The following is a 26,199-nucleotide window of genomic DNA, read 5'->3' on the forward strand; positions in this document are numbered from 1 at the left end:
CAGGATCCCGCCAGGGTTCCGGTATGCCCGTTTCACTCCCCCTGCGCGAACGTGCGCCGGTACTCGCTCGGTGTGGTGCCCAGGATGTGCTGGAAGTGCAGGCGCAGGTTCGCCCCGGTGCCCAGGCCGACGTCGGCGGCGATCTGCTCGACGCCCCGCTCGGAGCGTTCGAGCAGTTCACGGGCCATGTCGATGCGGGCGCGCATGACCCACTGCATCGGCGTGTAGCCGGTGTCCTCGACGAACCGGCGCGAGAAGGTGCGCGGCGACACCGCCGCGTTCCGGGCGAGTATCTCCAGGGTGAGGGGCTCGCCGAGGCGGTGCAGCGCCCATTCGCGGGTGGCGGCGAACCGCTCGCCGAGCGGCTCCGGCACGCTGCGCGGCACGTACTGCGCCTGGCCGCCGCTGCGGTAGGGGGCGGCGACGAGGCGCCGGGCCGCGTGGTTCGAGGCGGCGATGCCGAGGTCCCGGCGCAGGATGTGCAGGCACAGGTCGATGCCGGAGGCGGCGCCGGCGGAGGTGAGCATGCTGCCCTCGTCGACGAAGAGGACGTTCTCGTCGACGTGGATCAGGGGGCGCTTGGCCGCGAGCGCCCGCGCGTAGTGCCAGTGCGTCGTGGCGCGTTTGCCGTCGAGGAGGCCGGTGGCGGCGAGGGCGAAGGCCCCCGTCGAGATGGCGGCGAGCCGCGCCCCGCGGTCGTGGGCGGCGATCAGCGCGTCGACGACGGCCCGCGGCGGGTCCTCGCGGTCGGGATGGCGGTAGCCGGGGACGAAGACGATGTCGGCCCACGCGAGCGCTTCCAGGCCGTGGGCGACCTGGTACGCGAGGCCGTCGCCGCCGGTCACGACGCCGGGTTCGGCGCCGCAGACCCGTACCTCGTACGGCATGCTCGCCCGGGTCGTGAAGACCTGCGCGGGGATTCCGACATCGAGGGGTTTCGCGCCTTCGAGGACGAGGACGGCAACGCGGTGGAGACGTGAGGCAGACACGTCCATGAGGGTACGCGGCCGGGTGTCCTCGCTGGTCAGCGGCGGTCCGGGAGTGGCTGGGCGGTCGCCCGACGGCAGGTCGGGACTACTCCATCCGGAACCGTGTCCCCGTGTCAGAGGCGGTTCGCGGACGGCGGGCCTCATGATCTTGGGCACAGGGGTCCCGCGCGGCAGCCGCGTGGTCCCCGCCCCGCCGGGTGCCGTACCGGCCGGTCCGGAAGAAGTCGAGGAGTCACCGTGCCCCTGTCGTCGCACCGCCGTCTGGCCGTGAGCAGCACCCTGATCGCCGCGCTCGCGGCCGGTGTCGTGCCTGCCACCAGCGCGTTCGCCCTCTCTCTCTCCCCCGCTGCCGCGGCCGCGCCCTCGGTGCCCGCTCCCGACCTGGGGGGTGTGGTCGCCGCGCTGAACTCGGCCGTGGCGAACGGCGCGCCGGGGGCGATGGCCCGGTTCGCCGGCCCCGAGGGGGTCGAGAGCCTGACGGTCGGGGTCCGGGACCGGGTGTCGGGGGCGCCGATGGACACGCGCGCGCGGTTCCGGATCGGGAGCGTCAGCAAGACGTTCTCCACGGTCGTGCTGCTGCAACTGGTGGAGGAGGGCAGGCTGGAACTCGACGCGTCCGTCAACCGGTACCTGCCGGGGCTGCTTCCCGACGACCGCGTCACGGTCCGGCATCTCCTCACCCACCGCAGCGGGCTCGCCGACTACACGAACGCGATGTTCGCCGACACCGTGCCGGGCTTCGAGGCCGTACGGAAGCGGGTGTTCAGCTACCAGAAGCTCGTCGACCTCTCCCTGAGCGAGCCCCGCACCAACCAGCCCGGGGCGGCGTACGCGTACTCCAACACGAACTTCGTGGTCGTCGGCATGCTCATCGAGAAGCTCACGGGCGCCCCGGTGTCCGAGGCGTACGAGCAGCGGATCTTCGAGCCGCTGGAGCTGCGCGACACCTCGTACGTCCACCCCGACACGCGCATCGAGGGCCTGCACGTACGGGGTTATCTGCACCCGGACGCGGACGGCGACCCGCTCGTGGACTCCACGGAGCAGACCGTGTCCTGGGCGCAGTCCGCCGGTGCCGTCATCTCCAGCCCGGCCGATCTGAACACCTTCACCAGCGCGCTCATGCGCGGACGGCTGCTGTCCCCGGCGATGCTGGAGGCGATGACGAAGGTCACCCCGGTGGGCACCACGGGCACCCGGTTCTACGGTCTCGGTCTGCGTCGTTACGACCTGTCCTGCGGCACCCGGGTGTACGGGCACACCGGTACCGTGCAGGGTTTCTACACGTACGCCTTCTCGACCCGCGACGGTCTGCGCAGCCTGTCGGCCATGGCGAACACCTCGAACCACGGCGCCGCCAACACGGCGCTCGGCGGAACCCTGGAGGCGGCCTTCTGCGGCAAGAGCAAGGCCCTGGCCTCGTCGCCCTCTGCGCGTGACTTCCCGTCGCCCGACTTCTCGTCGCTGCCGGCGGAGCGGGACCTGCCGGAGCGCCACTGACGGCTCCCCGCCGGGGTCCCGGGGATCAGGCCTGGTACTCGGTGAGGTCGATGGCGTAGACCCGCAGGGGAAGGCCGTGGACCGGGTGGCTCGTCTCCCGCTCCGGCACCATGCCGAGCTTGCGCATGATGTTCTCGGAGGCGCGGTTGCCGGTGTGGGTGATGGCGACGACCCGGTCGAGCCCGCGGTCCTGGAGCGCGAACTCCAGGACCGCGTGGGCGGCCTCGGAGCCGTACCCCTGGCCCCAGAACTGCCGCCCCAGACGCCAGCCGATCTCCACGGCGGGGAGCACCTCCGGCAGGAACTCCGGCACGGAGAGCCCCGCGAAGCCGATCAGTTCGCCGGAGCCGAGGAGCTCGACGGCGAAGATCCCGAAGCCCTCCTCGTCCCACTCCTCCTCGTACCGCTCGATGGCCTCCGCGGTCTGGTCCGGGTCCCGGACCGAGCCGTCGCCGATCCACCGCATGACCTCGGGGTCGGCGTTGATCTCCGCCATCGGGACGAGGTCGTCGTCGCTCCAGCGGCGGAGCAGGAGTCGGGGGGTGCGGATCTCGGTCATGGCCCCATCCTGGCTCATTTCGCCGGCGGCCGGGTGAGGTCCGTGGGGTCGGTGTGGGCGCCGCAGAGGTTGCCGCCGGAGGCGATGGCGACTCCGGCGGGGGAACCGCCCCGGAGGCGCCGGCTGCCTCCGGGGCGGTTCCGCGCCCGGCTACTGGACGATCTTCAGGAGGCGGTTCGGGGAGCCGCTGCCCGGGCTGGTCACCTTGTTGGGCGTGGCGCCGTTGACCAGGGCGGTGGCGACCTGGGCCGGGGTGGCGGAGGGGTGGCCGGCGAGGTAGACCGCGGCGGCGCCCGCCACGTGCGGGGTGGCCATCGAGGTGCCCGAGATGGTGTTGGTGGCGGTGTCGCTGGTGTTCCAGCCCGCGGTGATGGAGACGCCCGGGGCGAAGAGGTCGAGGACCGAACCGTAGTTGGACCAGCTGGCCTTGGCGTCGGTGTTGCTCGTGGCGCCGACCGTGAGGGCGGCGGCGACCCGGGCGGGCGAGGAGGAAGAGGCGTTGGTGCCGGAGTTGCCGGCGGCGACCGCGTAGGTGACGCCGTCGGCGATGGAGTTCTTCACCGCGTTGTCGAGGGCGGTGGAGGCGCCGCCGCCGAGGGAGAGGTTGGCCACGGCGGGGGCGCCCGCCGCGTGGTTCGCGGTGACCCAGTCGATGCCCGCGATGACACCGGCGGTGGTGCCGGAGCCGTTGTTGTCGAGGACGCGGACGGCGACGATCTTCGCCGCCTTGGCCACGCCGTAGGTGGAGCCGGCGATGGTGGTGGCGACGTGGGTGCCGTGCCCGTTGCCGTCCTGGGCGACCGAGTCGCCGTCGACGGCGTCGTAGCCGTTCACGGCGCGCCCGGCGATCTCGGAGTGGGTGATCCGGACGCCTGTGTCGATCACATAGGCGGTGACGCCGCCGCCGGCGCTGTCGGGGTACGTGTACGTGCCGGAGAGCGGCAGGTCGGCCTGGTCGATGCGGTCCAGGCCCCAGGGCGCGTTGGCCTGGGTCGCGTCGGCGCGGACGACCTGGTTCTGCTCGACGGACGCGACGGCCGGGTCGGCGGCGAGGCGGCGGGCCTCGGCCGCGCCGAGGGTGGCCGTGTAGCCGTTGAGGGCGGAGCCGAAGGTCTTGCGGACCGTGCCGCCGTAGCCGGCTATCAGGTTCCGCCCCTTGGCGGAGGCGGCCTTGAAGCCCGCGCCCTGCTTGAGGGTGACGATGTAGCTGCCGGGGACCGCGTCGGCCGAGTCCGCCGCGAGGACGGTGCCCTCGGCGGGGGCCGCGTGGGCGGGGACGGCGGCGAAGGTGCCGAGCAGGGCGGCGGCGGTCGCGGCCGAGGCCGTCACGGCGAGGCGGGTCTTCTTGGTCTTGGGGAGTGCCATTACGAGGGAGTCCTCCTCATGGACGCCGCGCCCGACGGGTGGGGCGGCACGGCTGCGGGGGGGGTGCACGTGGGGCCACGTACACGGTCGGGACCGGCGTGTCCGTTCCCGGCGTGACCAGCAGCCTGGCCGCTTCCCGGGGCGCGGCTCAAGGGAGTTGACGTCTTGTCATGCATCCGCCATACGCCTGCAATCGAACCCCCTCGGACGGGGTCCCACCTGGCTGGATCAGACGCTCCGGTGGCCGGGAACCGGGGCTGCCGGATCGTCGGCGAAGGCGAGCGCGAGGGCCGTGGCGAAGCCGTCCGGGTTGTCCAGCATCAGGTTGTGCCCCGCGCCGGAGACCTCGATCACCGGGATGCCGAGCGCGGCCGCCTTCTCCGCGTCGGCGTCCGGCAGGCTCGCCTCCCCGACGAGGAAGGTCCGGGGCGCCGGGAGCCCGGCCAGCAGGTCCCCGGCCTCGGGAACACTGCCCTCCACCAGGGCGACCGCGCTGCGGTGGACGGCCCGCGGGTCGGCGAGCCGCAGCCGGGCGGCGTAGTCCGGGCGGTCGGTGACGGCGAGCATCCGGGCGAAGCCCTCCGCCACGAACGCGTCCTCCTCCTGCGCGGCCACCGGCGAACTGAACGCCCCTCCGCCCGCGTACAGGTTCGGCTCGGCCACCACGAGTCTGCCGACCAGGTCCGGACGGGCCGCCGCCAGATGGATCGCCACGGCGCCGCCCATCGAGTGCCCGACGAGGTCCACCCCCGCGACACCGAGGTGGTCGAGGACGGCGGCCACCGCGGCCGCCTGGGACTCCATGCGGTAGTCGAAGTCCACGGGCCGGTCGCTCAGTCCGTACCCGAGCAGATCCACCAGGAGCGCCCGGCCGCCGCCGAGCGCGGGACGGGCCGCGATGTGGGCGAAGTCGGAGGCCGCCGTGCAGCCGAGTCCGTGGACGAACACCCGCACGGGGCCCTCGCCCGGCAGGTCGATCCACCGGATGTGCGCCCGCTCCTCCGTCAGGAACAACTCCCGCATGTCGAACTCTCCCCCTGTGCCGCGCCGCTGTCCTACCGTCGGAGGCGACCCTACGGGCCGGCACTGACAACGCCCCGACGGCGGCGTCCGCCACCGGGAGCGCGCGGTGTCGGATAGCGTCGGGGCGAGCAGGCCGGCGACACCGGCCGCCATCCCGAAGGAGGCCCATTCCATGCCCCTCGAAGGCGAGTACGAGCCCAGCACGACGGCGTGGGTGCGCGAGCAGGTCGAGCTGTACGAGTCGTCCGGCGGCACCGAGGGAACGACGATGCGGGGCCTCCCCGTCGTCCTGGTCACCAACCTCGGCGCCAGGAGCGGCAAGCTCCGCAAGACCCCGCTGATGCGGGTCGAGCACGAGGGCGCGTACGCGCTCGTCGCGTCCAACGGCGGCTCGGCCAAGCACCCCGTCTGGTACCACAACCTGATCGCCGCGCCCCTGGTCGAACTGCGCGACGGCACGCGCGCGTGGGACATGAAGACCCGTCTGGTGACCGGCGAGGAGCGCCGGGCGTGGTGGGAGCGGGCCGTCGCCGCGTTCCCGGACTACGCCGACTACCAGCGCGGGACCGACCGCGAGATCCCGCTGTTCGTCGCCGAACCGATCGTCCAGGACCTGTAGGACACACTCCGTACTGGGCCTCCTGACCGCGCTTCAGGAGGCCCGGCCGACCGGGGTCACGGGGTCAGGACCGCCAGGAGGTGGGCGACCTCGCGGGCCACGGCCGCGCGGGCCGGGGTCAGGTAGTGGCGCGGGTCGACCGTGGTGGGGTGTTCGGAGAGGTGGGCCCGGACGGCCTCGGTGAAGGCCTTGTTCAGGTGGGTGGAGACGTTCACCTTGGTCATGCCCGCCGTGACCGCCTCGGCGAGGTGCGGGTCGGAGACGCCCGAGGAGCCGTGCAGGACGAGCGGGACGTCCACCGCCGCGCGCAGCCGGGCGATCAGGTCGAGGTCGAGGACGGCGTCCCGGGTGGTCATCTGGTGCGAGCTGCCGACCGCGACCGCGAGGGCGTCGACGCCGGTGGCGGCGACGTAGGCGCGGGCCTCCTCGGGGTCCGTGCGCACGCCCGGGGTGTGGGCGCCGCCCTTGCCGCCGACCTCGCCGAGTTCGGCCTCGACCCAGACGCCGTGGCGGTGGCAGTGCTCCACGACCTCGCGGGTCGCGGCGACGTTCTCCGCGTAGGGGAGCTTCGAGGCGTCGAACATGACCGAGCCCAGGCCGAGGGCGACGGCCTCGCGGACGAGGTCGGGGTTCTCGGCGTGGTCGAGGTGGACGGCGACGGGCGTCTTGGCGGCGCGGGCGACGGCCAGGGAGGCGAGCGCGACCGGTTCCAGGGCGCCGTGGTAGCGGACGGTGTTCTCGCTGATCTGGAGGACGACCGGCCGGTCGGCGTTCTCGGCGCCGGCCACGATGGCCTGGGCGTGTTCGAGCTGGAGGACGTTGAACGCCCCCACCCCGGTGCCCGCGGCGCGGGCGCGGCGGACGATCTCGTCGGTGGGCGTCAGCGGCATGGTGCTTCTCCCGGGTGGTGGGCGCGGGCGGGGCGGCGGTCAGGCATGGACGTCGGAGAGGACGACGGAGCGGGTCAGGTTCCGGGGGGTGTCCGGGTTGAGCCCCTGTGCCTCGGCGACGGCGACGGCGAGCCGCTGGGCGCGGACGAGGTCGGCGAGCGGGTCGAGGTCGCTCTCGACGAGGGTGCCGCCGACCTTGCGCACCTCGTCCGCGAGCCCTGCGGGCAGGGCGCCGAAGCCCCAGGTCACGCGGCCGGGACCGGTGATGCTGATGGGGCCGTGGCGGTACTCCATCGCCGGGTACGCCTCGGTCCAGGCGCCGGCCGCCTCGCGCATCTTCAGGCCCGCCTCCAGGGCGAGTCCGTAGGTCCAGCCGGTGCCGAGGAAGGTGAACTGCTCGGCCGTGCGCACGCTCTCGTCGAGCGGGGAGGTGACGGCCTGCTCGGCGTCGCGTGCGGCGTCCTCGACGGTGCCGAGGCCCTCGGGGAGGGCTTCCTCGGACTCCAGGTGGGCGCGGAAGAGGGCGAGCACGGTGGTCGCGAAGCGGGTCTGGACGACGGACTCCTCGTCGGCGAAGTCGAGGACGGCGACCTCGTCGGCGAGGTCCATCACCGGGGTCGTGGGGTCCGCGGTGATCGCGCCGGTGGGGACCGTGCCGCGCAGCCGGGACAGGACGGCGAGGACCTCGCTGGTGGTGCCGGAGCGGGTGATGGCCACGACCCGGTCGTAGTGGCGGCCGTAGGGGAACTCGGAGGCCGCGAAGGCGTCGGTCTCGCCGTGGCCGCCGGACTCGCGCAGCTCCGCGTAGGCCAGGGCCATGAACCAGGAGGTGCCGCAGCCGATCACCGCGACCCGCTCGCCGCGTCGGGGCAGGGCCGCGACGTGCTGGGACAGGGTGCGGGCCGCCTGGCGCCAGGTCGCCGGCTGGGAGGCGATCTCCACGGCGGTGCGGGTGGTGGTCATGCCGATCTCCTTGCAAGAAGAATGCGCGATGATGATGGAAGATGCTTGAAGACGCGCTCATTCAAGCAGAAAAGTGCATCTCCTTTCCAGATCTCACGGCCCGTGGCGGCTAGAATCGGACGCGCGCACGAGCGGGGCGGCCATGTGGGAACGGCCCCGCCGGAGGGAGGGACCCATGTCCAAGCACGAGCGGTGGAACACGCTTCTGGAGCTGCTCGCGGCCTCGGGGAAGCTGGAGGTCGAGGAGGCGGCGACCGCGCTCGACGTCTCCGCCGCCACGATCCGCCGGGACCTGGACGAGCTCGCCGAGCAGCAGCTGCTCGTACGGACGCGGGGCGGGGCGGTCGCGCACGGCGTCTCGTACGAGCTGCCCCTGCGGTACAAGTCGACGCGGCACGCACCGGAGAAGCGGCGGATCGCGGAGGCGGTGGCGGATCTGGTCGCGCCCGGCGAGGTCGTCGGGCTCAACGGGGGCACGACGACGACGGAGGTCGCGCGGGCGCTCGCGCTGCGGTTCGCGAGCGGTCGCGCCGAGGCCCCGGGGACGTCGGTGCCGACCGGCCCCGCGCTGACGGTGGTCACCAACGCGCTGAACATCGCGGGCGAGCTGGCGGTGCGTCCGCAGATCAAGATCGTCACCACGGGCGGGGTCGCCCGGCCCCAGACCTACGAGCTGGTGGGCCCGCTGACGGTCGGGGTGCTCAACGAGGTGGTGCTCGACGTGGTGGTGCTCGGCGTCGACGGGGTCGACCCCGAGCTCGGCGTGATGGCGCACCAGGAGGACGAGGCGAGCATCAGCCGGCTCTTCGCGGAGCGGGCGAGCCGGGTCGTCGTGGTGACCGACTCCTCGAAGATGGGCCGCAGGGCGTTCGCGCGGATCTGCGGTCTGGACCGGATCGACCTGCTCGTGACCGACACCGGCATCGCCCCGGAGACGGTCGAGCAGCTCACCGAAGCCGGGGTGAAGGTCCTCACCGTCTGACCCACGACCCGACCCATTGGTCTGAATACGGACCAATCTAGGGCTCGGTATCTCGGGTCCTCTGTGTGTTCATGCAGTAATTACCGCACGGACGTATACCTTTACGCTCCCCTCCCCCATCATGTCTCCGACGTGCCGCTGGGGCACACCGTGACAGGAGAGGCGGGGCATGATTCCCATCAGCCGCAGGGGATTCGTCGGGATCGGCGCGGGGCTCATGGCGGGGGCCGCGCTGCCGCCGGTCCAGGCGTCCGCCGCCACGAGCGCGGCGACCGGCACCCTCACCGACGTGAAGCACGTGGTCATCCTCATGCAGGAGAACCGCAGCTTCGACCACTACTTCGGCACCCTGAAGGGCGTGCGGGGCTTCGGCGACCGCGCCGCCGGCAACATCCCCGGCGGCTGGGGCATGTTCAACCAGCCCAACTGGGGCGGCCGCCAGTACCCCTGGAAGCTCAGCGACACCCCGGCCGCCGGCGGCGTCGACGGCGAGACCCTCGCGCAGTGCAACGGCGACCTGCCGCACAGCTGGACCTCGCAGCACGCCGCCTGGAACAAGGGGCGCCTCGACAACTGGGTCACGGGCGTGGGCAACACCCGCTCGCTCGGCCACCTCGACCGCGGCGACATCCCGTTCCACTACGCACTCGCCGACAACTACACGATCTGCGACGCGTACTTCTGCTCGACGCTGAGCGCCACGGGCCCCAACCGCACCTTCCTGTGGAGCGGGAAGGTCGACGGCTCCAGCAAGGACGGGGGCGACGAGTCGGGCCTCACCTGGGAGTCGTACGCCGAGGCCCTCCAGCGCGCCGGGGTGAGCTGGAAGGTCTACCAGAACGCCCAGGACAACTACGGCGACAACGGCCTCGCGTACTTCAAGAAGTTCACCGACGCGAAGCCCGGGGACCCGCTGTACGACCGGGGCATGGGCTCGGTCCCGAAGGTGACCGGCTCGACGCCGGACGACATCGCCGCGGCGATCCGCGCCGACGTCGTCGCGGGCACCCTGCCGCAGGTGTCGTGGGTGGTGGCGAACGAGGCCTTCTCCGAGCACCCGTACGCCCCTCCGGGGGACGGCGCCCACTTCGTCGACCTGGTCTACCGCGCGCTGGCCGCGAACGCCGAGGTGTTCGACTCCACGGTGCTGTTCCTCAACTACGACGAGAACGACGGCTTCTTCGACCACGTGCCGCCGCCGGTCGCCCCTCCGGGCACTGCGGGCGAGTACATCGACGGCGTGCCGATCGGCCTGGGCTTCCGCGTCCCCATGCTTGTCATGTCCCCGTGGACCCGGGGCGGCTGGGTGAGCTCCGAGGTCTTCGACCACACCTCGGTGCTGCGCTTCATGGAGACCTGGACGGCGGCGCTCGGCACCCCGGCGACCTGCCCCAACATCAGCGACTGGCGGCGGAAGGTGACGGGCGACCTGACCGGGGTCTTCGACTTCGCCAACCCGGTGTACGGAGTGCCCGCCGGCCTTCCCTCGACGGCGAAGGTGATCGGGCAGGCCACCTGCGGCCCGCTGCCGAACCCGGCGCCCCAGAACAACGCGCTGCCCGCGCAGGAGCCCGGCACCCGTCCTGCGCGCGCCCTGCCGTACCAGGTGAACGGCAACCTCGACCGCTTCGAGTTCGGCGCCGCGGGCAAGATCCTGGCCTGGTTCTCGATGACGAACCAGGGCTCGGAGGCCAAGCGGTCGGCACACTTCTCGATCCACCCGCACCAGTACCGGGACACGGCCGCCTGGCAGTACACCGTCGACCCCGGCACCACGGCCACGGACTACTTCAACATCGGCCTCGGCTCGGGGTCCGGGAAGTACGACATCTCGATGATGGGCCCGAACCGCTTCCTGCGCCGCTTCATCGGGGACGCCTCCAAGGCGGGCAAGGCCGTCGAGGTGGCCGCCCGGTTCGCGCCGGAGAGCGGGACGGGCAAGACGGCCGTCTGGTTCAAGATGACCAACACCTCCTCCGGTCCGGTCACCTTCACGATCCGCTCGAACGCCTACCGCTCGGACGGCCCGTGGACCTACACGGTGCCGGCGAACTCCAGCCGCGAGGACTTCTTCAACGCGGTGGCGTACAACGGCGGCTGGTACGACTTCACGATCCTCGCCGACATCGACGGCACCTGGTCGCGCCGGTACACCGGCCACATCGAGACCGGAGCCCCGAGCGTCAGCGGCTGACCACTCCCCCGCACAGCCGGGCGGCGGCCTTCCGGTCGCTGCCCGGCTGTGCGCACGGCGTCAGCGGCCGGCGTGCGCGGCGCGGCGGACCGTGGCGTCGAGGAGGGCCACCGCGTCGGCGGCCGTACGGCCGGGGGCCCGGTTCCACGGCCCGATCAGTTCCCGCCACCCCCTCGACCGGAGCTCGGTCATGATCCACGCGGCCGCCTCGTTCATGGTGTCCGCGCTGCCGTAGCCGAGGCGGTGGGCGGCGAGGAGGGCGCCGCAGACACACCGGGCGCCACGGGTGTCACGCAGCTTGTACGGGGCGTTCTGCCAGCCCCACTCCGTCAGCACCAGGCGGGCGTAGCCGAGGTGGACCGAGGGGCGCAGGTCGGCCTGCCCGATGCGGCGCCAGGTGTGCAGCCGGTCGGGCAGTACGGCTCCGAGCCGCCCCGGGATGCGGCGCTCGGCGGGGAGCTCCGGCGGCAGGGCGGCGAGCGCGTCGGCCACGAGCCGGTCCACCGGCACGCTGAGCAGTCCCCGCCAGCCCTCCTCCGCCGGCGGCGACTCCTCGGGGGCCGTCGGCCCCGGCACCGCGGGGGCGGTCCAGTCCGTGACGATCCGCTGCCAGACGGCGCTCTCGAAGAGGGCGGCCGCCTCGCGGTCGAGGCTGTCGGGGCTGAGCAGGGAGGTGGAGGGGGGCATGGGGTGTCTCCTGGGTCGACTGTCTCCATCCTTCAAGACAAATGTCGGTTTTGCGACTTTTGACCCGCCCTGGGAGTTACCTCGCCCGGACACCCCATCACGGGTATTTCCCCCTCACTTACCCACCGCGGAATTAAAGCCCATATTCGGACATTACTCTCCGCGTGACGCGACTCACTCACTCGGACCGGAACCCCGGAGACGCCTCCTCCCGACCCATACCGCACAAGGAAGTTCGACATCCCCGATGCGGCATCGATCTTGAATTCGCCGAATTCCGTGATCCATTTCCCGATTCCCGGGGTCCACCCGTCTTGTTATCCGTCGCATTACTGGCCTACGGTCACCTCCATTCGAGCGGAACGCCCAATCCTGCCGCCGCTCGGTAAACCTCCCTTTCACCCGACGGCAGGAGCGGGGGACCCACGAATACGCCGGTCCGGAATCCGGAACGGCTCGGGGTGAAGCCGCGTGCGCGCGGCCGGACATCTCCCGTCCGAACCCGACAGCTCACCTCGCAGGCGCCGGAGAGGAAACCCGTCATGCCTGCTCACGGTAAGCACCGTCGCCCCCGTTCCGGCCGCGTCTCCCGCGGCCTCGCCCTGGTCGGCACGGGTGGCGCCGCACTCACCCTGCCGCTGATCGCCCCGGCCGTCGCCGGTGCCGCGCCCGTGGCCGGGGCCCCGGCGAGTGCCGCCCAGTCGGTCGCCGCGCCCGCCGCGCCGATCGTGGTCAAGGCGCCCGCCGCCCCGACCGCGGCCCACACGTACACCGTCGTGAGCGGTGACTCGCTTTCCCTGATCGCCCGCAAGAAGGGAATTCAGGGTGGCTGGAAGAGCCTTTACCGCGCGAACAAGAGCGCCGTAGGTGACAACCCGTCACTCATTCATCCCGGTCTCGAACTGACGATTCGTCGGGATTCCGCGAAGGCCGCCCCCGCGCGGGCGGAGAAGTCCGCCACGACCGAGCGGGCGAGCCGCTCGGAGCACCGGTCGGCCACCCCCGCCGTCGCCACCGGGACGGGCGCCTCCGCCGCGGCCGCCGCTCCGGCCGCCGCCGCTCCCGCCGCCGTCCAGGCGGCCTCGATCGCCGCCACGAACTACGCCGACAACCTCGACGGCTGGATCCGCGAGTCGCTGGCCATCATGGGCCAGCAGGGCATCCCCGGGTCCTACGACGGCATCTACCGCAACGTCATGCGCGAGTCCTCCGGCAACCCCCAGGCCATCAACCTCTGGGACTCCAACGCCGCCGCCGGCACCCCCTCGAAGGGCCTCCTCCAGGTCATCGAGCCGACCTTCCTCGCCTACCACGTGCCCGGCACGTCCCTGGACCTGTTCGACCCGGTCGCCAACATCACCGCCGCCTGCAACTACGCGGCCGACCGCTACGGCTCCATCGACAACGTCAACTCGGCGTACTGATCCCCGCACGCCGGAAGTGCTCGGCGAACCAGGAGGTGGCGAGGTCCGCCACCTCCTCCAGGGCGCCCGGCTCCTCGAAGAGGTGACCGGCGCCGCCCACGACCGAGAGCCGGTTCTCGCAGCGCAGCAGCGCCAGGGCCCGCCGGTTGAGGTCCAGGACCAGCGCGTCCGCGCCGCCCACCACCAGGAGCGTCGGGGCGCGCACCTGGGCCAGGCGCTCGGCCGCGAGGTCCGGCCGACCGCCGCGCGAGACGACGGCGCTCACCGGGGACGCGGGATCGCCCGCCGCCCACAGCGCGGCGGCCGCGCCCGTGCTCGCGCCGAAGTACCCGAGCGGGAGCCCCCTGCTCCCGGGCCGCCCGGCCAGCCACTCCGTGGCCCCGGCGAGCCGCCCGGCCAGCAGCGGGGTGTCGAAGACATGGGCCCGGTCGGTCGCCTCCACCTCGGTCAGCAGGTCGAAGAGCAGCGTCCCCAGGCCCGCCCGGTTGAGCGCCGCGGCGACCGCCCGGTTCCGCGGGCTGTGGCGGCTGCTGCCGCTGCCGTGCGCGAACAGGACGATCCCGTGTGCGTCCTCGGGCACCGCGAGCCGCCCGCCGAGGGTGACGCCGACGACCGGGATCCGCACGTCCGTGTCCTGCACGACGGGGTCCCGCGCGGCCCTGTTGCGGTCCAGGCAGTCGATGACCTCGGCGTCCGGGGTCTGTGAGAAGTCCCGGTAGAACTGCCCGATCGCGAAGAAGAGTTCCGGCGTGTGCACGCTGACGGTCTCGTCGGCCTCGCCGCCGAGGCGGGCCGTCCAGCCCTTCGGCGCCACCGGGACCGCGAGGACGATCCGTGCCGCGCCCCGGGCCCGCACCACCCGGCAGGCCGCCAGTGCCGTGGCGCCCGTGGCCAGCCCGTCGTCGACCACGACGACCGTCCGCCCTTCCAGGGGAACGGGGGTCCGGCTGCCCCGGTAGCGCTGGGCCCGGTGGTCGAGCTCGGCGTGCTCCCTCTCCTCCACGGCGGCGAGGTCGCGCTCGCTCACACGGGCCTCCCGGAGCACCCGCTCGTTGAGCACCCGCACGCCGCCCTCCCCGAGCGCCCCCATCGCCAGCTCCGGCTGATGGGGCACGCCCAGCTTCCGCACGAGACAGATGTCGAGCGGCGCGTCGAGGGCGTCGGCGACCTCAGCCGCCACCGGCACGCCACCCCGTGGGAGCCCCAGGACCACGACGTCATGGCCCTTGAGGCGGTCGAGCCGGGCGGCGAGCTGCCGCCCCGCGTCACTGCGGTCGCTGAAGAACATGGTCCGCCGCCCTTCCGTCCACGCGGCTCGGGCGCGGGGAGGAACGCCGTGTCCCGTTCCCCGCCCGTCTCTCCAGGGTAGACGCGGCGGGTCGGTCGGCGGGGGGGCCCGGTCGGGCGGGTGGTCCGGGAGCGCGGAGGCCGGGTCAGCGGGACTGCAGGGCGTCGAGGGCCACGGTCTGGGCTATCGCGAGCCGCCGGTCGAGCTCCGGGTCGGCTATGTCGAGCACGTACCGGTCCCGGATCCCGAAGAGCTTGTCCACCGACATGACGGAGCGCCCTCCCTCGGTGAAGTCGAAGTGGTACGGCACGACGAACGGAACGAGGTCCAGGGGCAGGAACTCCCAGGCGCGCCGCAGCAGCGCCACCAGTTCGTTCCGCTCCTGTCCGGTGGCCTCCCGCTGCTCGCCCTCCCGGTTCAGGTGCCAGGTGCTGCGCAGCAGGGACGCGCCGAAGTCCTTCCGGAAGGCGCCCAGTCGGGCGCCGTTGGCGCCGAGCACGTCGTACGTCGCGCCGAGGTCGATGACCTGGCGGGCCTTGAAGGTGAAGAGGACCTGGCGCTTGGACTCGTCCGTGTAGAAGGTGACGTGCTCCTTGAGCGCCATCCTCTTCTGGTGGGCGAAGGCGACGAGTTCGTCCTCCTTGCCGTCCGGGCCGATGGTGTGCACCAGGTACCGGTTGGCCATCAGCGTCACCTTCTGCCGGACGAGAAAGCGGTGCTGAGACTGTGCGAGGCCCATCGGTCGTGCTCCTGCCGGTCGTGGACGGTCCGGGGAAGACCGCCCCTTGAGGTCGTGAGCACGATGATCCACTGCCGAGGGGCCCCGCCGCTGTCCTCGAAAGTCGTCGGTTCCGACGACCTTCGGATGAGACCCGGGGCGGGGGCCTCTCAGGCGCCGAGGAAGGCCTCGATGGCCTCGGCGAGGGCCTGCGGGGTCTCCTCGGGAGGGTAGTGACCGGCGTCCTTGAGGACTTCGAGGCGTGCGTTGGGGTACCAGCGCAGCCAGGTGGCCTCCATCGCCTCGGCGCCGAGCGCGGGGTCGTGGGCGCCGACGACGAGCAGCACGGGGATGGGGTTGTCGCGGACGCGCTCGTGGAAGTCGGTGCGGGACCAGGAGTCCAGGTAGGCGCGGAAGGCCGTCGCGGAGGAACGGGTGACGGAACGCTCGACGAGCGCGCTCAGCCACGCGTCGTCGTAGCGTCCGCCCGTGGTGTTGTCGATGATCGCGCGCCGGTTGGCCGGTTCGTCGGCGGCTCCGGCGAAGAGCTCCCAGGTCTCCCCGTCGAGCGGGAAGCCGGCCGCGGAGACCGGCGAGACGCCGATGATCGAGCGGACCCGGTCCGGGGCGTCGAGGAGCATCAGCTGGGCCGCCTTGCCGCCCATCGAGTGGCCGATGACGGAGAACTCGTCCCAGCCGAGGTCGTCGGCGACCGCGAGGGCGTCGGCCGCGACCTCTTCCATCGTGTAGGCGCCCGCGTGGTCGAGGGCTTCGCCGTAGCCCCGGCAGTCGACGAAGGCGTACGTGCCGACGGCGCCGTCCAGATGGGCGCGCAGCGGGGCGAAGCTGGTGCGGTCGCCGAACCAGTTGTGGAGGACGAGGGCCCTCCCGGGACCCTCGCCGTGAACGTCGTACGGAAGAACCTGGCCCGTCATCGTGCCCCCTGCTCGCGAGGTCGTGCCGCCGCGCGCCGGTGGCGGCGGTCGACGACCGAGTGTGACGGCGCGGGCGCGTGGGGTCAACACCGTCCAGTGGGGCGCGCGGAAGCGTGTCGAGCGCGCGCCCCGCCGGGCGTGTCCGGCCCGGGATGCGGCGGCTTTCGCCTCGGGCGCATGCTGGCTGTGTGACCTCGTACGGCGCGTCCGGCCCCGGCCCGGCGGGCGGCAACGGGCTTCCGTCCGGGAACGGATCCGACGACGGGCCTCCTTCCGGCGCGCTGACATGGGCCCTGGCGGAGGCGGCGCTCGCGGTGGTGGAGGAGGTCGGCGGGTACGCGGGCGGGGTGTACCTGCGTTCCGGTACCCCGGGGCTGTTGAGGATGGCGGTCCTGGTGGGGCTCCCGGGGTCGTTGTTCCGTCCGTGGTGGCGGATGCATGCGAACCGGCCGTTCCCCGTCGCGGAGGTGCACCGCTCGGGGCAGTCCGTCCACCTCGCCGACGTCGAGGAGGCCATGCGGCGGTTCCCGCAGCTGGTGGCGAGCCTCCCCTTCCCGTTCGCCTCGCTGTACGCGCCGGTGGTCGCCGGCCGTGAGCGCTTCGGCGTGCTCGTGGCCCTGCGGGCGCCGACCCCGGGGGTGCCGGTGGACGCCCGGGACCGGAACCGGATGACGCGGGGCGGGCTCCGCCTCGGCGAGGCCCTCGCGGACCTGGTCCGGCAGGGGACGGAGGTCGAGTGGCCCGGCGACCCGGTGTGCATGCAGCTGCCCACCGGTTCGGGGCCACCGGTCCGGTTCGGTTCCTTCGTCTGGGACCTGGACACGGGCACGGTCACGCTGGACGAGGGACTCCTCGCCATCCTCGGTACGGGCATCGCCTCGCCCTGCTCGATCGAGAAGCTGACCTCCCTCCTCGACCCCGAGGACGGGTACGCGCTGTGGGCGGCGGCCCGGCAGGCGACGGGGACGGACGGGAGGCCGTCGGTCCGCAGGATCCGCCTGAAGGGCCCGGACGGCGGCCTGCACCTCCTCGAAGTGTCCGCGCGGGCCCGGCGGACCGCGCCGGGGACCGGTCCCCCGGGCGGCGGGCGGCTGGAGGGCACCCTCGTGGACCTCGGCACGGGTCTGGTCGGCTCGGACGCCACGGACCGGCTGCCGCGGGCCATCCTGGCGATCGACCGGCTCGGCCGCGTCACGTACGTCAACGAACGCACCGAGAGCCTGCTGGGCCGGCCCCGCGGGGCGCTGGCGGGCCGGCCGCTGTGGGAGGCGCTGCCCTGGTTCGGCCAGCCCTTCCACGAGGAGCAGCTGCGCGCCGCCCTCCTCTCCGGCGAGCCGGTGCGCTTCCTGGCCCGGCCGGAGCGGGGCCGGTGGCTGTCGGTCTCGCTCCACCCGGGCCGGGACGGGGTGACGATGGTGCTGGTCCCGGAGGAGGATCCGGCGCGGGTCGCACCGGATCCGGTGCACACCCGCAGGACCGACGACGTCCTGTCCGCGCCCGACGACCGGGCGGCGACCCTGTACCGGCCGGTGGCCCTGGCGATCGCGCTCTCCGAGGCGGTGACGGCGCGCCAGGTGTCGGCGGTGGTGACGGAGGAGCTGCTGCCGGCGTTCGGCGGGCGGCAGCTGGCGATCTACCTGCTGAGCGACCGGCGCCTCTACCTGGCCTGGGAGACGGGTTTCCCGCCGGGCTTCCTCGAACCCTTCGACGGGGTGGCCCTGGACACCCGGGTGCCGGGCGTGGAGACCCTGACGACCGGCAGGCCGCTCTTCTTCGAGTCCATGGAGCAGCTGAGCCGGGCGTATCCCGACCTCCCGGTGGACGCGCACTCGGGCGCGCGGGCCTTCCTGCCCCTGATCGCCTCGGGGCGGCCGGTGGGCTCCTGCATCCTCGGCTTCGACGAGCCGCGCGGCTTCAGCCCGGAGGAGCGGACCGTCCTCACGGCGCTCGCGGGGCTGATCGCGCAGGCCCTGGAGCGGGCACAGCGGTACGACACGGAGTCGGCGGTCGCGCGGGGGCTCCAGGACGCGCTGCTCCCGCACCGGCTGCCGGTGCGGGAGGGGGTGGAGACGGTGGGCCGCTATCTGCCGGGCACGCAGGGCATGGACGTGGGCGGCGACTGGTACGACGTGATCGAGACGGACCGGGGGCGGCTCGCCCTGGTGATCGGTGACGTGCAGGGGCACGGCGTGGCGGCCGCGGCCACCATGGGGCAGCTGCGCAGCGCCGTCCGGGCGTTCGCGCTGGGGGGCCACCGTCCGCAGGACGTGATGCGGGGCACCAACCGGCTCCTGATCGACCTGGACCCGGGGCAGTTCGCGAGCTGCTGCTACGTCCTGCTGGACCCGGAGACGGGCGAGGCGCGGGCGGTGCGGGCGGGGCATCCGCAGCCGCTGGTGCGGATGCCGGACGGGACGACGCGGCAGGTGGACCTGGCGGGCGGCATGGTCCTGGGGGTCGACGCCCGTGCCTCGTACCCGCTGACGCGGCTGCGGCTGGAGCCCGGTGCCGTCCTGGCGCTGTTCACTGACGGCCTGGTGGAGCGGCCGGGCCGTGACATCGACGAGGGGATCGGGCGGCTGAGCCACGCTTTCGCCGCGACGGGATCGCTGCCGCTCGCGGAGACCGCCGACCGGCTGATCCGGGAGGCCCGGGCCGCCACGTCCCGGCCGGACGACATCGCGCTGCTGCTGGCGGCACGCTGGGCGGACGCCGGCTGAGCAGTCCGGGTGTCACCCGGTCGGGTGCGTGGCGCTGGTCGGGGGTCGGGGGCGCGGGGAGGCTGGGTGGTGCCGTGCCGATCAGGCGGCCGGACGAGTCAGGGCGGCAGCCCGAGGAGGACACGTGCAGAAGGACAAGCAGCCCGAGTACGGCCCCGTGGTGTTCCGTGACCGCTCCGCGGGGTACGCGTTCCTGACCCGGTCCACCGCGACCAGCGACCGGACCATCGAGTGGGACGACGGCAACACGTATCCCGTGATCGACGTCGAGATCTCCTCCGAGAGCCACCCGTTCTACACGGGCACGGCGCGGACCGTGGACTCCGAGGGCCGGATCGCCAAGTTCCAGCGGCGCTTCGGCGAGGAGGAGTGACCCCCGGGAGCACCGGCTCCTGAAACCGGACAGGAGGGGTCGGCCCGCCTTCCAGGATGAGGTCACGGCGGTGAGCCGCCGTCCGGCCGAGGGCCTGCCCGCCGGTGTGAGGTACCGTCACGGCGCCGTTCGCCGATGTGGCGCTGCCGGTGAGCGCCGACGTGGAGCGGGTGCTCGGGCGGGCGCCCCGGCCGTTCTCGGCGTGGGTGGAGCGGAATCTGAGGGGGCGCACGGCCGCCCGCGGGAGCACACGGCGGAGGCGGGGGCGCGGGTCCGAGGGACCGCGCTCCCCGCCCCGGCCGGGCGAGCGAGGACACCGGGCCCTCGCTCGGATCGCTGAGGCGATCAGGTGCCTTACTTCACGATGCCGGACTCGGCGATCGTGATCTTCGCCTTGGTGGCGCCGGAGGCGGAGCCCAGGCCCTCGATCTTCTTGACCAGGTCCTGGCCCTCGACGACCTCGCCGAAGACGACGTGCTTGCCGTCGAGCCAGTCGGTGACGATCGTGGTGATGAAGAACTGCGAGCCGTTGGTGTTCTTGCCGGCGTTGGCCATCGAGAGCAGGAACGGGCGGTCGTGCTTCAGCTTGAAGTTCTCGTCCTCGAACTTCTCGCCGTAGATGCTCTTGCCGCCGGTGCCGTTGCCCCGGGTGAAGTCGCCGCCCTGCAGCATGAAGGCCGGGATGACGCGGTGGAACGAGGAACCGGCGTAGCCGAAGCCGTGCACGCCGGTCGCGAGCTCGCGGAAGTTCGTGGCCGTCTTCGGGACGGTCTCGTCGAACAGCTTGAAGACGATGCGGCCCGCGGGCTCGTCGTTGATGGTGATGTCGAAGTAAACGTTGTCGCTCATGGGGACATCCTGTCATTAGTCGCGCACGGCACGCGCACGGGCCGCCTCCTACCGGGTCACGGCGTGCCGGTGCCCCGCGTTCCGCCGGGGAACGCGGGGCACCGGCCCCCACCTGGGACGGGGGGTCAGAGCAGCCCGCCGCCCTGCTGGTTCTGGAGGGCGCCCTCGGCGCCCTGGACGGTCTCGTGGAGGACGGTCGAGGTCTGGTCCTCCTGGAGGAGCCCCGTGGTGCCGGCGAGGGGGTTCTCGGTGGCGTTGGCCTGCGGCGGCGGCGTGACGATGGCGGTGACGACGCCTGCGGCGAGGGAGGCGATGGCGAGCATGCTGCGCTTCTTCATGCCCTGGTCAACTACTGAGAGGCCGTGGGGTTACGGTCGGGCCCGGATCCGGCTTCGGACGCCCGCGGACCCAGGCGAGCAGCAGCAGCGAGGCGGCCGCCGCGAGGGCGCACCAGGTGGAGACGAACTCCGTGCGCCACAGGAGGGCGCAGACGCCGGCTCCGAGACCGGTCAGGAGCCCGAGCACCCGCAGGAGCCGGTCGCGGGCGAGGAGCAGGGCGCCGACGGTGGCGAGCAGGTATCCGGCGAGCACCAGCGGCGCGTACGGCAGGTCGACGGCGTAGCCGAGGGTGTGGCCGCGGATCTCGGCCGAGACGGGGCGGGTGGCGAGGCGGTGCGCGAGGACGGCGGCGGTCGCCAGGCCCGTGGCGAGCGGCACGGACAGGCGCGGCCGGTCGGCGGGGCGGGCGGCGGCCAGGACGCCGAGGGGCACCCAGAGGGGCAGCAGGGGGAGGGCGATCACGGCCCAGGCGAGGGTGGCGGGCCCGGTGCCGCCCCCGGCGTGCCAGACGGCGGCCTCCACGACCTGGTGGGCGCCGAGGAGCAGGGGCAGGGCGGCGAGCGGCGCGTCCCCGGGGCGGCGTACGGAGGCGAGGGAGGCCGCGCCGACGGCGCCGATTCCCAGGCCCGCCCAGAGGTCGGCGGTCGCGCTCCAGCACATGGGGAACTTTTACCCCATATCCCTCATATCGGTGGGAACCGTATGGTTGTGGTGGTTGTCTCTGCCAGTGACACCACTGTCCCCGGAACAGCAGAAATTGGGGGACGTCATGCATCACCGTCACACCCTCGCGGCCGTCGCCGCGGGCATCCTGCTGACCGCCGGGATCGGCGCCACGGTCCCGGCAGGCGCGGCCAACGCCCCCACCCGGAGCACCTCGACCCCGGCCACGGCCCTGGTCGTCAACACCCGCTGGGGCGGCCACGCCACCTTCGACCGGCTCGTGATCGACGTCCGGGGGAAGATGCCCCCGGTCACCGTCCATCAGGTCCGTTCCCTGCACTACGACGGATCGGGGAAGAGGGTCCCGCTGGCGGGCAGGTTCTTCCTGGAGATCAAGCTCTCCCCCGCCGCCGCCCACGACGACGCCGGCCGGTCCGTCTATCACGGCCCCCGGCTCGTGAAGATCAATCTGCCCGCGCTCAAGGGGGTCGCGCTGACCGGCGACTTCGAGGGCGTGGTCACCATCGGAGCCGCCTTCGACCACAAGCCCGCGTACAAGACCTTCCAGCTGCACTCGCCGGAGCGGTTCGTCGTCGACATCGCCCACCCGATGGTGGGCTGCGGGGGCTGAGCGCACTCCCGGGTGGGGCCCGTCCCGGCGGACGGGCCCCACCGTCACGCTCCGGTGGCGCCGGTCTCCACGTACACGGTCGACCCGGTCCTCCGTGCCCGGTCGATCTCGGCGAGGCGGGCGAACTCGCGCGGGTGCATCTCCCGTTCCCACTCGTCCAGGGTGCGCAGGCGGTACTCGCTGTGCTCCTCCGGGTCGAGGACGACGGCGGCGATCTGCTCGTCCGTCAGCTCGCCGCCGTCGAAGATGAAGCCGATGTGGTTGGCCGGCCAGTCCTCGCCCCGGTCGGTGACGAAGTGGGTGGCGAGGAGGCGCGGCTCGCCGGTGAAGACGAGCCCGGTCTCCTCGCGGCACTCGCGCACGGCGGTCTCCCAGGGGGTCTCCCCCGGGTCCATGTTGCCGCCGGGCCACTGCCACAGCTCGGTCCTGTAGGTGGCCCGGAGCTGGAAGGGGCGGCCGGCGGTGTCGGTGAAGTAGAGGCAGGCGTACGCCGTCGCTCTCGGCAGGGTGTCGACGTACTCGGCGGGCGGCAGCCAGGTGTTCGCCATGGGCGGCTCTCTCTCGACGGACCGGATGGGTCTCCTCCATCCAAGCGGTCCGGGGCGGTCCGTCCGGCGGCTCGCGAGTGGATCACCGGATCGTGTGAGCGCCGCCGGAGCGGTCAGGGGGTCGCGACCAGGCCCGTCTCGTACGCGATGATCACGAGCTGTACGCGGTCGCGGGCGTCCAGCTTGGCGAGCAGCCGGGTGACGTAGGTCTTCGCGGTGGCGATGCTGATGTGGAGCTCGGCGGCGATCTCGGCGTTGGACAGGCCGCGTCCGACGAGGGTGAGGACCTCGCGCTCGCGGTCGGTGATCCCCTCGACGCGGCGGGGCGGTGCGGCGGGCGCGGTCCTGGGGCGGTCGGTGAACTCCTTGATGAGGCGCCGGGTGACGCTGGGCGCGATGAGGGCGTCGCCGGAGGCGACGACGCGGACGGCGGCGAGGATGTCGTCCAGGGCCATGTCCTTGACGAGGAATCCGGACGCGCCCGCGTGGAGCGCCCCGTACACGTGGTCGTCGTCGTCGAAGGTGGTGAGGACGACGACGCGGGCGCCGCTGGGGCCCTCGGTGATGATCCGGGTGGCCTCGATGCCGTCCGTGCCGGGCATCCTCAGGTCCATCACGACGACGTCGGCGCCGGTCTCCTCGACGAGACGGACGGCCTCGGCCCCGTTCGCGGCCTCGCCGGCCACGACGAGGTCCGTGGTGTCGGTGATGACCATCCGGAGCGCGGTGCGCACCAGGGGCTGGTCGTCGGCGAGGACGACGCGGACCGGCTGCTCGGCGGTGGCCTGGCTCATCGGGGCATGACTCCTGTGGGCAGGGGAAGGCGGGCGGTGACGCGGAAGCCGCCGCCGGGGCGGGGTCCCGCGGTGAACTCTCCGTGCAGCACGGCGACGCGCTCCCGCATCCCGGTCAGTCCGTATCCGGAGCCCGGACCGGTGCTCACGCGCGCGTGGCCGGGGACGGGGCCTCGGTCCTCGACGGTGACGGCGAGGTGCTCGGGGTCGCGGCGGTCGACGGTGACCGTGCAGGAGTCGGCGCCCGAGTGCCGTACGACGTTGGTGACGGACTCCTGGACGATCCGGAAGGCGGAGAGGTCGATGTCCGGGGGCAGCGGGCCCGGGGCTCCGATCCGGCGGACGGCGACCCGGACGCCGGCGTTGCCGGTGAGTTCGGCGAGCTGGTCGAGGGCGGAGAGACCGGGCATCTCGGGGAGTCCCCGGTGCTCCGCCCCGGGCAGGGGCTCCGCCTCCGGCTCCGTGTCCGTCGTGCGCAGGGCGCCGACCATGCGGCGCAGGCCCGCGAGGGTCTCGCGGCTCGCCGTCTCGATCTCGGCGAGGGCCTGCCGGGCCCCTTCGGGCTGGGTGTCGATGACCCGGCGGGCGGCGCCGGCCTGGAGGGCGACGATGCCGATGCTGTGGGCGACGGTGTCGTGCATCTCGCGGGCGATCCGGAGGCGTTCGACGGCGACGGCCTGCTCGGCGGCCTGCGTGCGGCTGCGTTCCGCGTACTCCCGGGCCTGCCCTTCCGAGCGGCCGAGGAGCCAGGCCACGAGGGCGGTGAGGGCGACGGCCAGGGTGCCCGTGGTGCCGGCGGGCCAGCCGGCGAGCACACGGACGCCCAGGTAGACGACGAGCAGACCCTGGGCGAGCAGGAGCGCCCGCCATGCTTCGCGGCTTGGGCGGGCAGCGGCGATGGCGTAGAGAGCGACGTCGACCGCGAGGTACTGGGCGAAGGGGATGGCGTCGACGCCGAGGGGGGTGGAGGCGATGACCGGGGCGACGAGGAAGTAGTTGAAGGCGGCGGTCGGGCGCCGGGCCAGGAGGGCGCTGCCGCGCAGGGTGAGGAGAGTGCCGACGGCCAGCATGAGGAGGCCGTCCCAGCGCAGTATGACGAAGCCGGGCAAGACCTCCGGCGCATCCTGGCCGGGCACGCGGATCCGGAGGAGGGCGGTGAAGACCATGCCCGCGCCCCAGGCGACGACGGCCCACCCTCCGGGTGTGACCCTCTTGAAGAACCGTGCTGACGGGGTGGCGGACATGCGGTGATCGTAAACGGCGGCCCCTGCCGCGGGCATCGGACCGCGGGTGTACGACCTGGGGTGACAGGGGCCGCCGCCGATTGTCCGTGCTGGTCCGATGCCCGGTGCGGGGCCCGGGCGGCACCGTGGTGCCCATGATCGAAGTCAGGGAACTCACCAAGCGCTACGGCGCCACGACCGCCGTCGACGCGCTCACCTTCACCGTCCGGCCGGGCCGGGTCACCGGATTCCTCGGCCCCAACGGCTCGGGCAAGAGCACCACCTTGCGGATGGTCCTGGGCCTGCACACGCCGACGAGCGGTTCGGTGACGGTCGACGGCCGGCCGTTCGCGGACCGGCCGCGCGGACTGCGGCACGTCGGCGCGCTCCTCGACGCCGGGGACGTGCACGGCGGCAGGACCGCCCGGGCGCATCTGGCGGTCCTGGCGCGCAGCAACCGCATCCCGCTCTCCCGGGTCGACGAGGTCCTGGAGGAGGTCGGGTTGGCGGGGGCGGCCAAGCGCCGGATCGGCGGGTACTCGCTGGGCATGAGGCAGCGGCTCGGCATCGCCGGCGCGCTGCTCGGCGACCCGCCGGTGCTGCTGTTCGACGAGCCGCTGAACGGCCTCGACCCGGAGGGCGTGAAGTGGGTGCGGGGGCTGTTCCGGCGGCTCGCCGCGGAGGGCCGCACGGTCTTCGTGTCGAGTCATCTGATGACGGAGATGGAGCACACGGCGGACGAGCTGGTGGTCATCGGGCGGGGCGCGCTGATCGCGGCGGAGACCCTGTCCGAGTTCGCGGCGCGGGGCAGACGGCTGAGCGTGACGGTCGGCACGCCGGACCGGGCCGGCCTGACGGCGCTGCTGCTCCGGGAAGGTGCGGAGGTCGAGGAGGAGGCCGGTGTGCTGACGGTGACCGGTCTTCCGGCGGCCCGCATCGGCGAACTGGCGCTTGAGCACCGCGTGCCGCTCGACCAGCTGACCACCCGTACGGCCTCCCTGGAGGAGGCGTTCATGGAACTGACCGCCGACAGCGTCGAGTACCTGGCAGGAGACGCCCGATGACGACCCTCGATCTTCCCGGGCTTCCCGGTCTTCCCGTGGCCTCCGTGGTGGAGCCCCGTGCCCGTTTCCGCGACCTGGTGGGGTCGGAGTGGCTGAAGCTGTGGTCGCTGCGGTCGACGGGCTGGTCGCTGCTGCTCGGGGCGCTCGCCGTGGTCGCGTTCAACGTCGGCACCGCTTGGGACCACTACCGCTACTGGCTCCAGTACGACGAGGGGAGCCGGGCCGAGTTCGTCGCCAACGGCATGGCGCTGTGGGACGCCTTCACGTACAACGCGGCGCTGGTGCTGATCCTCTCCTCGGCCGCGATGGGTGTGGTGGCCGTGGTCGGCGAGTACGGCAGCGGGCTGATCCGTACGACGTTCACGGCGGTGCCGGCCCGGGGCGCGCTCATGGCGGCGAAGGTCCTCGTCCTGACGGTGGTGCAGGTCCTGTTCGGGGCGGTGGTCGCGGGCGGGTCGTTCTGGTCGACCCAGGCGGTGCTGTCGGCCCGGGGCATCGGGCTGCCGATCACCCATCCGGGGGCTCTGCGCATCGTCGTGGCCTCGGCTCTCCTCGCGCCGGTGTGCGCGGTGGTCGGGATGGCGGTAGGCGCGCTGCTGCGGAAGAGCGCGGTCTCGATCGTCGGCGCGTTCGTCCTGCTCCTGCTGCTGCCCGCGGTGCTCACCGAGCGGCGTCACCTGTCGGCGGTGCTCGCGCACGCGACGCCGCTGCACGCCTGGCAGCGGCTCGCGGACGCGGGACCCCGCGCCGAGCAGCTGTTCCCGTGGTCGGCGGGCGGCGCGTGGCTGGTGTACGCGCTGTGGGCGCTGGGCGGGGCGGTGGTGACGGTGCTGGCGGTGCGGCGCCGGGACCAGTAGGG

Annotated in this window: 26 protein-coding genes and 1 riboswitch; of the genes, 10 read left to right on the top strand and 16 right to left on the bottom strand. The window is 73.0% G+C overall.

Annotated elements, in window-relative coordinates; all coding sequences use genetic code 11:
- Positions 1–32: 32 nt before the first annotated feature.
- The gene (locus ACH4TP_RS06405; protein ID WP_389234234.1) at positions 33–989 is read right to left on the bottom strand and encodes a GlxA family transcriptional regulator; all 957 of its coding nucleotides are present in this window, start codon (positions 987–989) and stop codon (positions 33–35) included.
- Between the two features lie 237 nt (positions 990–1,226).
- Between ACH4TP_RS06405 and ACH4TP_RS06410 the strand changes: the two genes are divergently transcribed.
- Complete coding sequence (locus ACH4TP_RS06410; RefSeq protein WP_398436083.1) at positions 1,227–2,489, top strand: serine hydrolase domain-containing protein; 1,263 nt, start codon at positions 1,227–1,229, stop codon at positions 2,487–2,489.
- A 25-nt stretch (positions 2,490–2,514) separates the two neighbouring features.
- Here the strand turns inward: ACH4TP_RS06410 and ACH4TP_RS06415 are convergent, their stop codons facing one another.
- The 3 genes from ACH4TP_RS06415 to ACH4TP_RS06425 all read right to left on the bottom strand — a co-directional run bounded on the left by ACH4TP_RS06415 (position 2,515) and on the right by ACH4TP_RS06425 (position 5,436).
- A complete protein-coding gene (locus ACH4TP_RS06415; RefSeq protein ID WP_389234228.1) occupies positions 2,515–3,048 on the bottom strand; it encodes a GNAT family N-acetyltransferase in 534 nt (177 codons plus the stop codon).
- A gap of 150 nt (positions 3,049–3,198) precedes the next feature.
- Positions 3,199–4,413 carry a S8 family peptidase gene (locus tag ACH4TP_RS06420; RefSeq protein ID WP_398179969.1) on the bottom strand — a complete coding sequence of 405 codons (1,215 nt, stop codon included), beginning with the start codon at positions 4,411–4,413 and terminating at the stop codon, positions 3,199–3,201.
- Between the two features lie 228 nt (positions 4,414–4,641).
- Positions 4,642–5,436: an alpha/beta fold hydrolase gene (locus ACH4TP_RS06425; protein ID WP_398436085.1), complete on the bottom strand. Its 795-nt coding sequence runs from the start codon at positions 5,434–5,436 to the stop codon at positions 4,642–4,644.
- A gap of 172 nt (positions 5,437–5,608) precedes the next feature.
- On the opposite strand from ACH4TP_RS06425, the gene ACH4TP_RS06430 reads away from it, so the two are divergent.
- A complete protein-coding gene (locus tag ACH4TP_RS06430; protein WP_389234219.1) occupies positions 5,609–6,055 on the top strand; it encodes a nitroreductase family deazaflavin-dependent oxidoreductase in 447 nt (148 codons plus the stop codon).
- A 56-nt stretch (positions 6,056–6,111) separates the two neighbouring features.
- Here the strand turns inward: ACH4TP_RS06430 and ACH4TP_RS06435 are convergent, their stop codons facing one another.
- Entirely contained in the window at positions 6,112–6,945 is an 834-nt protein-coding gene (locus ACH4TP_RS06435; RefSeq protein WP_389234216.1) for a ketose-bisphosphate aldolase, read from the bottom strand.
- Between the two features lie 39 nt (positions 6,946–6,984).
- Positions 6,985–7,908 (bottom strand): SIS domain-containing protein, encoded by a 924-nt coding sequence (locus ACH4TP_RS06440; RefSeq protein ID WP_398436088.1) that lies wholly within the window; start codon positions 7,906–7,908, stop codon positions 6,985–6,987.
- Positions 7,909–8,083: 175 nt separating this feature from the next.
- On the opposite strand from ACH4TP_RS06440, the gene ACH4TP_RS06445 reads away from it, so the two are divergent.
- The gene (locus ACH4TP_RS06445; RefSeq protein ID WP_398436090.1) at positions 8,084–8,890 is read left to right on the top strand and encodes a DeoR/GlpR family DNA-binding transcription regulator; all 807 of its coding nucleotides are present in this window, start codon (positions 8,084–8,086) and stop codon (positions 8,888–8,890) included.
- Positions 8,891–9,059: 169 nt separating this feature from the next.
- On the top strand, positions 9,060–11,084 hold the full coding sequence (locus tag ACH4TP_RS06450; RefSeq protein WP_398179956.1) for a phosphocholine-specific phospholipase C: 2,025 nt from the start codon (positions 9,060–9,062) through the stop codon (positions 11,082–11,084).
- Positions 11,085–11,144: 60 nt separating this feature from the next.
- Here ACH4TP_RS06450 and ACH4TP_RS06455 read toward each other — a convergent pair whose 3' ends face one another.
- Complete coding sequence (locus tag ACH4TP_RS06455; RefSeq protein WP_398179953.1) at positions 11,145–11,771, bottom strand: hypothetical protein; 627 nt, start codon at positions 11,769–11,771, stop codon at positions 11,145–11,147.
- 353 nt (positions 11,772–12,124) lie between these two features.
- Positions 12,125–12,308, top strand: a riboswitch (cyclic di-AMP (ydaO/yuaA leader).
- A 5-nt stretch (positions 12,309–12,313) separates the two neighbouring features.
- On the opposite strand from ACH4TP_RS06455, the gene ACH4TP_RS06460 reads away from it, so the two are divergent.
- Positions 12,314–13,195: a transglycosylase SLT domain-containing protein gene (locus tag ACH4TP_RS06460; RefSeq protein ID WP_398436092.1), complete on the top strand. Its 882-nt coding sequence runs from the start codon at positions 12,314–12,316 to the stop codon at positions 13,193–13,195.
- On the opposite strand, the gene ACH4TP_RS06465 is transcribed toward ACH4TP_RS06460, so the two are convergent.
- The 3 genes from ACH4TP_RS06465 to ACH4TP_RS06475 all read right to left on the bottom strand — a co-directional run bounded on the left by ACH4TP_RS06465 (position 13,179) and on the right by ACH4TP_RS06475 (position 16,136).
- On the bottom strand, positions 13,179–14,483 hold the full coding sequence (locus ACH4TP_RS06465) for a phosphoribosyltransferase family protein (protein ID WP_398436094.1): 1,305 nt from the start codon (positions 14,481–14,483) through the stop codon (positions 13,179–13,181). The genes ACH4TP_RS06460 and ACH4TP_RS06465 overlap by 17 nt on opposite strands.
- Positions 14,484–14,628: 145 nt before the next feature.
- On the bottom strand, positions 14,629–15,222 hold the full coding sequence (locus tag ACH4TP_RS06470) for a hypothetical protein (protein ID WP_398436096.1): 594 nt from the start codon (positions 15,220–15,222) through the stop codon (positions 14,629–14,631).
- A gap of 149 nt (positions 15,223–15,371) precedes the next feature.
- Positions 15,372–16,136, bottom strand: a complete 765-nt coding sequence (locus ACH4TP_RS06475; RefSeq protein WP_389234192.1) for an alpha/beta fold hydrolase — start codon at positions 16,134–16,136, stop codon at positions 15,372–15,374.
- A 188-nt stretch (positions 16,137–16,324) separates the two neighbouring features.
- On the opposite strand from ACH4TP_RS06475, the gene ACH4TP_RS06480 reads away from it, so the two are divergent.
- On the top strand, positions 16,325–18,856 hold the full coding sequence (locus ACH4TP_RS06480) for a SpoIIE family protein phosphatase (RefSeq protein ID WP_398436098.1): 2,532 nt from the start codon (positions 16,325–16,327) through the stop codon (positions 18,854–18,856).
- 124 nt (positions 18,857–18,980) lie between these two features.
- Complete coding sequence (locus tag ACH4TP_RS06485; protein WP_041133175.1) at positions 18,981–19,229, top strand: type B 50S ribosomal protein L31; 249 nt, start codon at positions 18,981–18,983, stop codon at positions 19,227–19,229.
- Between the two features lie 354 nt (positions 19,230–19,583).
- Here ACH4TP_RS06485 and ACH4TP_RS06490 read toward each other — a convergent pair whose 3' ends face one another.
- The 3 genes from ACH4TP_RS06490 to ACH4TP_RS06500 all read right to left on the bottom strand — a co-directional run bounded on the left by ACH4TP_RS06490 (position 19,584) and on the right by ACH4TP_RS06500 (position 21,077).
- The gene (locus tag ACH4TP_RS06490; RefSeq protein ID WP_389234186.1) at positions 19,584–20,078 is read right to left on the bottom strand and encodes a peptidylprolyl isomerase; all 495 of its coding nucleotides are present in this window, start codon (positions 20,076–20,078) and stop codon (positions 19,584–19,586) included.
- A 125-nt stretch (positions 20,079–20,203) separates the two neighbouring features.
- The gene (locus ACH4TP_RS06495) at positions 20,204–20,416 is read right to left on the bottom strand and encodes a hypothetical protein (protein ID WP_389234183.1); all 213 of its coding nucleotides are present in this window, start codon (positions 20,414–20,416) and stop codon (positions 20,204–20,206) included.
- Positions 20,417–20,423: 7 nt separating this feature from the next.
- Positions 20,424–21,077, bottom strand: a complete 654-nt coding sequence (locus ACH4TP_RS06500; protein ID WP_398436100.1) for a DUF6629 family protein — start codon at positions 21,075–21,077, stop codon at positions 20,424–20,426.
- A gap of 109 nt (positions 21,078–21,186) precedes the next feature.
- Between ACH4TP_RS06500 and ACH4TP_RS06505 the strand changes: the two genes are divergently transcribed.
- Complete coding sequence (locus ACH4TP_RS06505; protein WP_389234178.1) at positions 21,187–21,711, top strand: hypothetical protein; 525 nt, start codon at positions 21,187–21,189, stop codon at positions 21,709–21,711.
- A gap of 44 nt (positions 21,712–21,755) precedes the next feature.
- On the opposite strand, the gene ACH4TP_RS06510 is transcribed toward ACH4TP_RS06505, so the two are convergent.
- From ACH4TP_RS06510 to ACH4TP_RS06520, 3 genes are all read right to left on the bottom strand, one after another.
- Positions 21,756–22,259, bottom strand: coding sequence for an NUDIX domain-containing protein (locus ACH4TP_RS06510; protein ID WP_389234175.1), 504 nt, complete (start codon positions 22,257–22,259; stop codon positions 21,756–21,758).
- Between the two features lie 113 nt (positions 22,260–22,372).
- Positions 22,373–23,053 carry a response regulator gene (locus ACH4TP_RS06515; RefSeq protein WP_398436102.1) on the bottom strand — a complete coding sequence of 227 codons (681 nt, stop codon included), beginning with the start codon at positions 23,051–23,053 and terminating at the stop codon, positions 22,373–22,375.
- Positions 23,050–24,297 carry a sensor histidine kinase gene (locus tag ACH4TP_RS06520; protein ID WP_398179928.1) on the bottom strand — a complete coding sequence of 416 codons (1,248 nt, stop codon included), beginning with the start codon at positions 24,295–24,297 and terminating at the stop codon, positions 23,050–23,052. The genes ACH4TP_RS06515 and ACH4TP_RS06520 overlap by 4 nt, the downstream gene beginning before the upstream one ends.
- 134 nt (positions 24,298–24,431) lie before the next feature.
- Here ACH4TP_RS06520 and ACH4TP_RS06525 point away from each other — a divergent pair, with 134 nt between their 5' ends.
- Positions 24,432–25,340, top strand: coding sequence for an ABC transporter ATP-binding protein (locus ACH4TP_RS06525; protein ID WP_398179925.1), 909 nt, complete (start codon positions 24,432–24,434; stop codon positions 25,338–25,340).
- Positions 25,337–26,197 (top strand): ABC transporter permease, encoded by an 861-nt coding sequence (locus ACH4TP_RS06530; RefSeq protein WP_398436104.1) that lies wholly within the window; start codon positions 25,337–25,339, stop codon positions 26,195–26,197. Before ACH4TP_RS06525 ends, ACH4TP_RS06530 begins: the two co-directional genes overlap by 4 nt.
- The last annotated feature ends 2 nt before the right edge of the window (positions 26,198–26,199 follow it).

Origin of the sequence: Streptomyces sp. NPDC021012, assembly GCF_044333355.1 — a bacterium.
Taxonomy (GTDB): domain Bacteria; phylum Actinomycetota; class Actinomycetes; order Streptomycetales; family Streptomycetaceae; genus Streptomyces.

What these genes read in the sequence shown, in the direction of transcription:
- ACH4TP_RS06415 (WP_389234228.1), bottom strand. Translation starts at nt 3,048, where the DNA reads ATGACCGAGATCCGCACCCCCCGACTCCTGCTCCGCCGCTGGAGCGAC.
- ACH4TP_RS06420 (WP_398179969.1), bottom strand. Translation starts at nt 4,413, where the DNA reads ATGGCACTCCCCAAGACCAAGAAGACCCGCCTCGCCGTGACGGCCTCG.
- ACH4TP_RS06425 (WP_398436085.1), bottom strand. Translation starts at nt 5,436, where the DNA reads ATGCGGGAGTTGTTCCTGACGGAGGAGCGGGCGCACATCCGGTGGATC.
- ACH4TP_RS06430 (WP_389234219.1), top strand. Translation starts at nt 5,609, where the DNA reads ATGCCCCTCGAAGGCGAGTACGAGCCCAGCACGACGGCGTGGGTGCGC.
- ACH4TP_RS06435 (WP_389234216.1), bottom strand. Translation starts at nt 6,945, where the DNA reads ATGCCGCTGACGCCCACCGACGAGATCGTCCGCCGCGCCCGCGCCGCG.
- ACH4TP_RS06440 (WP_398436088.1), bottom strand. Translation starts at nt 7,908, where the DNA reads ATGACCACCACCCGCACCGCCGTGGAGATCGCCTCCCAGCCGGCGACC.
- ACH4TP_RS06445 (WP_398436090.1), top strand. Translation starts at nt 8,084, where the DNA reads ATGTCCAAGCACGAGCGGTGGAACACGCTTCTGGAGCTGCTCGCGGCC.
- ACH4TP_RS06450 (WP_398179956.1), top strand. Translation starts at nt 9,060, where the DNA reads ATGATTCCCATCAGCCGCAGGGGATTCGTCGGGATCGGCGCGGGGCTC.
- ACH4TP_RS06455 (WP_398179953.1), bottom strand. Translation starts at nt 11,771, where the DNA reads ATGCCCCCCTCCACCTCCCTGCTCAGCCCCGACAGCCTCGACCGCGAG.
- ACH4TP_RS06460 (WP_398436092.1), top strand. Translation starts at nt 12,314, where the DNA reads ATGCCTGCTCACGGTAAGCACCGTCGCCCCCGTTCCGGCCGCGTCTCC.
- ACH4TP_RS06465 (WP_398436094.1), bottom strand. Translation starts at nt 14,483, where the DNA reads ATGTTCTTCAGCGACCGCAGTGACGCGGGGCGGCAGCTCGCCGCCCGG.
- ACH4TP_RS06470 (WP_398436096.1), bottom strand. Translation starts at nt 15,222, where the DNA reads ATGGGCCTCGCACAGTCTCAGCACCGCTTTCTCGTCCGGCAGAAGGTG.
- ACH4TP_RS06475 (WP_389234192.1), bottom strand. Translation starts at nt 16,136, where the DNA reads ATGACGGGCCAGGTTCTTCCGTACGACGTTCACGGCGAGGGTCCCGGG.
- ACH4TP_RS06490 (WP_389234186.1), bottom strand. Translation starts at nt 20,078, where the DNA reads ATGAGCGACAACGTTTACTTCGACATCACCATCAACGACGAGCCCGCG.
- ACH4TP_RS06495 (WP_389234183.1), bottom strand. Translation starts at nt 20,416, where the DNA reads ATGAAGAAGCGCAGCATGCTCGCCATCGCCTCCCTCGCCGCAGGCGTC.
- ACH4TP_RS06500 (WP_398436100.1), bottom strand. Translation starts at nt 21,077, where the DNA reads ATGTGCTGGAGCGCGACCGCCGACCTCTGGGCGGGCCTGGGAATCGGC.
- ACH4TP_RS06505 (WP_389234178.1), top strand. Translation starts at nt 21,187, where the DNA reads ATGCATCACCGTCACACCCTCGCGGCCGTCGCCGCGGGCATCCTGCTG.
- ACH4TP_RS06510 (WP_389234175.1), bottom strand. Translation starts at nt 22,259, where the DNA reads ATGGCGAACACCTGGCTGCCGCCCGCCGAGTACGTCGACACCCTGCCG.
- ACH4TP_RS06515 (WP_398436102.1), bottom strand. Translation starts at nt 23,053, where the DNA reads ATGAGCCAGGCCACCGCCGAGCAGCCGGTCCGCGTCGTCCTCGCCGAC.
- ACH4TP_RS06520 (WP_398179928.1), bottom strand. Translation starts at nt 24,297, where the DNA reads ATGTCCGCCACCCCGTCAGCACGGTTCTTCAAGAGGGTCACACCCGGA.
- ACH4TP_RS06525 (WP_398179925.1), top strand. Translation starts at nt 24,432, where the DNA reads ATGATCGAAGTCAGGGAACTCACCAAGCGCTACGGCGCCACGACCGCC.
- ACH4TP_RS06530 (WP_398436104.1), top strand. Translation starts at nt 25,337, where the DNA reads ATGACGACCCTCGATCTTCCCGGGCTTCCCGGTCTTCCCGTGGCCTCC.